Annotated in this window: 6 protein-coding genes; 3 read left to right on the plus strand and 3 right to left on the minus strand. The window is 76.1% G+C overall.

Annotation, left to right across the window (positions count from 1 at the left end):
* The 3 genes from DKL51_RS08065 to DKL51_RS08075 all read left to right on the plus strand — a co-directional run.
* The coding region (locus DKL51_RS08065) for a GvpL/GvpF family gas vesicle protein (RefSeq protein ID WP_185734745.1) at positions 1–308 on the plus strand (308 nt) is incomplete at its 5' end.
* A gap of 19 nt (positions 309–327) precedes the next feature.
* Positions 328–573, plus strand: coding sequence for a gas vesicle protein (locus DKL51_RS08070; RefSeq protein WP_185734746.1), 246 nt, complete (start codon positions 328–330; stop codon positions 571–573).
* Positions 570–935: a gas vesicle protein K gene (locus DKL51_RS08075; protein WP_221623147.1), complete on the plus strand. Its 366-nt coding sequence runs from the start codon at positions 570–572 to the stop codon at positions 933–935. The genes DKL51_RS08070 and DKL51_RS08075 overlap by 4 nt, the downstream gene beginning before the upstream one ends.
* 77 nt (positions 936–1,012) lie before the next feature.
* Here the strand turns inward: DKL51_RS08075 and DKL51_RS08080 are convergent, their stop codons facing one another.
* The 3 genes from DKL51_RS08080 to DKL51_RS08090 all read right to left on the minus strand — a co-directional run.
* Positions 1,013–3,286: an AAA family ATPase gene (locus DKL51_RS08080; protein WP_124811898.1), complete on the minus strand. Its 2,274-nt coding sequence runs from the start codon at positions 3,284–3,286 to the stop codon at positions 1,013–1,015.
* Positions 3,287–3,332: 46 nt separating this feature from the next.
* Positions 3,333–3,752 (minus strand): hypothetical protein, encoded by a 420-nt coding sequence (locus DKL51_RS08085; RefSeq protein WP_109942679.1) that lies wholly within the window; start codon positions 3,750–3,752, stop codon positions 3,333–3,335.
* Between the two features lie 45 nt (positions 3,753–3,797).
* Positions 3,798–4,453: GTP-binding protein (locus DKL51_RS08090; RefSeq protein ID WP_311768029.1), on the minus strand; the 656-nt coding region annotated here is incomplete at its 5' end.

Raw genomic sequence — 4,453 nt, forward strand, 5'->3', positions numbered from 1 at the left:
CCCGCGAGGAGGGGCATCGGGTCGCCGCCGACGCGGCCGCCGCCGCGCACACCGCCCTGGCCGGGTACGCGGTCGCCGCCCGCCGGCACGCCCCGCAGGACCGGCGGCTCTCCGGTGCGTCGACCGCGATGGTGCTCAACGGCGCGTACCTGATCGACCGCACCGCTCTCGACGGCTTCGCCGAGCTGGTCGGCGTGCTGGCCGACCGGCACCCGGAGATCCGGCTGGAGCTGACCGGGCCCTGGCCGCCGTACTCCTTCGTGGCCGAACCGTCGGCGGAGCCGCACACCGTTCGGGAAGCGGCGTGACCGCGGTGAGGAGGTTGGCATGGCGGTGACCTCACTGGCGCCGAGCAGCGCCGACGACCCGCTGTCCTACCGGCCGGTGGCCCTGGTCGACCTGCTCGACCGGGTGCTCGCCGCCGGTGTCGTGATCAGCGGGGACATCACCCTCGCCATCGCGGACATCGACCTGGTCCGGATCTCGCTGCGCGCGCTGATCGCCTCGGTCGGTGCGCTCGCCCCGCCGGAACTGCCGCCGGCAAGCCCGTCGATCGTGGAGGTGGCGCCGTGAGCGGGCCGGACCGCAGTCGCGACGAGGCGGCCGACCTGGCGGCGGCGCTGGGCGAGCCGCAGTGGCAGGCCCCCCGGGTACGGCCGCTGGACCGCCGGCTCGCGGTGGACCGGGACTCGGTCGAGCGCGGCCTGGCCAGCCTGGTGCTCACGGTGGTCGAGCTGCTGCGGCAGCTGATGGAACGGCAGGCGCTGCGCCGGGTCGACCTGGGCGATCTCACCGAGGAGCAGATCGAACGGGTCGGCGCCACGCTGATGGCGCTGGAGGAGCAGATGACCCAGCTCCGCGAGCACTTCGGCCTGTCCCCCGAGGACCTCAACCTCGACCTCGGCCCCCTCGGCCCGCTGCTGCCCACCGACTGACGGTGGGACAGCAGCGCCGCTGAAGCCGGCAGGCCCACGGCTGTGCGGAGGCGCCCCGATGGTCCAGGCTTCGCCGCTCAGCGCGCCTGCTTCTCCGCGTACGCGGCCAGCCAGGCGACCTGGGCCGGGTCCAGGGAGGGGCGGACGCGCTTGCGGGCGGTCCCGACGTGCGCGGCGGTGACCGTCGAGGCGGTCAGCGACTCCCGCATCGCGGCGAGGGCCGACTCCCGGACCAGCGCGGCGCAGTCGGCCGCCGAGAAGCCTTCCAGCTCCGCGCCGAGCGCGGCCAGATCCACGTCGGGGGCGAGCGGCACGTTCCGGGCGGCGGCCCGGAGGATCTCGGCCCGGGCCGGGCCGTCCGGCGGCGGCACGTAGACCAGGCGTTCCAGCCGGCCGGGGCGGAGCAGCGCCGGGTCCACCAGGTCGGGCCGGTTCGTCGCGCCCACCACCACCACGTTGCGCAGCGCCTCTACCCCGTCCAGCTCGGTGAGCAGGGCGGCGACCACCCGGTCCGTGGTACCCCCGTCGCTGGCCTGACCGCGGACCGGGGCGAGCGCGTCCACCTCGTCCAGGAAGATCAGCGTCGGTGCCGCCTCCCGGGCCCGGCGGAACAGCTCGCGGACCGCCCGTTCGCTCTCGCCGACCCATTTGGAGAGCAGCTCCGCGCCCTTCACCGACAGCACGTTGGCCCGCCCGGACCCGGCCAGCGCGGTGACCAGGTACGTCTTGCCACAGCCCGGTGGACCGTAGAGCAGCACCCCGCGCGGCGGTTGCACGCCCAGCCGGGCGAAGGTGTCCGGGTAGGTGAGCGGCCAGAGCACCGACTCGGTCAGCCTCTCCTTCACCTCGTGCAGGTCGCCGACGTCGTCCAGGGTCACCGAGGCCAGCTCCAGGGTGGACGCCGCCATGGTGGTCGGCCGGACCACCTCCAACGCGGCGGTGAAGTCGGCCATCGCCACGGTCGGTGTCTCCGCCGCCTTCTGCCGCAGCGCCGCCCGTACCCCGGCCTCCCGGACCAGCGCGGCCAGGTCGGCGGCGACGAACCCCGGGGTACGCCCGGCCACCTCGTCGAGGCGGACGTCCTCCGCCAGCGGCACCTGCCGGGTGAGCACGGTCAACTGCTCCCGGCGCAGCGCCTGGTCGGGCAGGGGAACGGTGATCCGCAGCGAGAGCAGGTCCGGGGCGCGCAGCGCGGGGTCCACCGCCTCCGGACGGCTGGTGGTGCAGACCACCGCCGCCCCGGCCCGCAGCGTCTCGGCGAGCACCTGCCGGAACACCGTGGCGACCGGGCCCGCCTCGTCGGCCGGGGCGAGCGCCTCCACGTCGGTGACCAGCAGGACGGCGGGTCCGCCGGCGCGTACCGAGGTGGCCGCCTCGCGCAGCCGTCGGGCGGCCGCGTCGTTGTTCAGCGCGGCCACCTCGGGCGCCCAGAGCGGGCAGACCCGGGCCCGTACCCGGGCGGCGACGGCGCGGACCAGCGCGGACTTGCCCGAGCCGGCCGGGCCGCTGACGAGGACACCCAGCGAGACCGTGGTGCTCAGCCGGCCGAGCACCTCGCGGTGGTGGAACCCGAGGTCGAGCAGTTCGGTCAGCTCCTCGGCCTGGGCGCGCAGCCCGGGCAGCTCGTCGACGCTCGGCGCCGCCTCCGCCTTGACCACGTCGGTGCCGCCCGGTGTCGCGGCCCCCGCCCCCGCCCCGGTGCCGGCCGTGCGCGGCGTCGCCGCCGCGCTCAACCGGCCGCCCGGGTCCTGGCCGACCGGGCTGGAGCCACGGGTGGCCGGGCCGTGCTCCCAGCCGACGACGGTGTCCATGGTGACCAGTGCGCCGGCGTCCGGCTCGACCGCGACCACGGTGAGCAGCGTGCTGGTCCAGGCGTACCCGACGGTGTTGGCCAGGCTCCGCCGCGCCGCCTCCACGAGGCTGCGGACCGCGGCGTCGGGCAGTACGTCCTGCGGCAGCAGCGAGACGTCGTCCCCGGCGGTGACCACCTTCCCGAGCAGGGCGAGCCGCAGCATCTCGGGGGAGACCGCGGCGATGATCTCCACCGGGCCGGTGAGGGTGACCCGCCGGGCGGGGGTCACCGGCAGCGGGCTCACCGTCACCTGCCCGCCGCCGCGGATGCCGAGGTTGCCCAGGAGCAGGTCGTCCGCGTAGAGCAGGGCGGTGCTCGCGGTCGGTTCGGCCGGGGCCACGATGCCGGCGGTCACCCGCCGGCCGGCCAGGCGTACCGGGTCGCCGGGGCGCAGCGCCAGCGCGGTCAACACCTCCGGGTGCAGACGGACGACGCCGCGTCGGGCGTCCAGCGCCGCCGGCCGCAGGCTCGCGGTCAGGGTCAGGTCGGGTTCCGCCACCGCCCGACAGTAGCCGCCCGCACCACGCGGTGCCGGACCCGTGGCGTCAGGGCCGGGGGCCGGGGTCCTCCAGCAGCGAGGGGTCGCGCCGGATCAGCTCGGCGAGCCGGGCCGCCGGGTCGGAGTTCAGCCCCTCCTGCCCGGGCGCCGGCACGGTCTTCACCGACATCGGCCAGACCGGCGGCGGTACGGCCGCGGCCTCCGCGCCGACCGTCACGTCCCGGCCGGTCCAGGAGACCCGCAGCGGGTACGCCTGCCCGCCGTGTTCCACGCGGAGGGTGACCGCCATCCCGGGGTACGCCGCGACCACCCGGCGGACCGCCTCGGCCACCTCCTCGACCGCGTCCCGGTCGTCCGGCCGGGGTTCCTCCCCACCGGCCTCGTCGCCGGGGCCGGTCGCCCGGCGGCGCATCGCCTCCTCGCGGCGGGCCAGCCGGGCCAGTGTCTCGTCCAGATCACCTCGCATCACGTCCACCCCTTTCCACGGAACGGGTCGCACCGACGGGCGGTTCTACGAACCCCTCTCCCGGATCGCCCGGTCCAGCGCGCGGTCCAGGAGGACCAGCAGGGCGTCCCGTACCGAGAGCCGGTCCCGGGCGTCGAACTGCACCAGCGGCACGTGGTCGCCGATCGCCAGCGCCCACCGGATGGCGCCGAGGTCGTGCGCCAGCCGGCCGTCGAAGGCGTTCACCCCGACCACGAAGGGCAGCCCGGCCCGCTCGAAGAAGTCGATCGCCGGGTAGCAGTCGTCGAGCCGGGCGCTGTCCACCACCACCAGCGCGCCGAGCGCGCCGCGGGCCAGGTCGTCCCACATGAAACCGAACCGCGCCTGGCCCGGCGTACCGAAGAGGTAGAGCTTGAGGCTGCGGTCGATGGTCACGCAGCCGAAGTCCATCGCCACCGTGGTGGTGGTCTTCGCGGAGCGTACCCCCGGGTCGTCGACGCCGATCCCGGCGCTGGTCATCTCCGCCTCGGTGGTCAGCGGGGCGATCTCCGAGATGGAACCGACCGTGGTGGTCTTGCCGACGCCGAACCCCCCGGCGACGAGGATCTTCACCGGGATCGGGGGCTTGGTGGCCGGTGCGCCCGGAGTGGCCCGCTCCTGCGCCACCACCGGCGGCCGGTACGGCGGCGGCGCGGACGGCGCGGGCGGGGGCGTGGCGCGTC

The sequence above is a fragment of the Micromonospora globispora genome (assembly GCF_003857015.1).
GTDB classification, from domain to species: Bacteria; Actinomycetota; Actinomycetes; order Mycobacteriales; family Micromonosporaceae; genus Micromonospora; species Micromonospora globispora.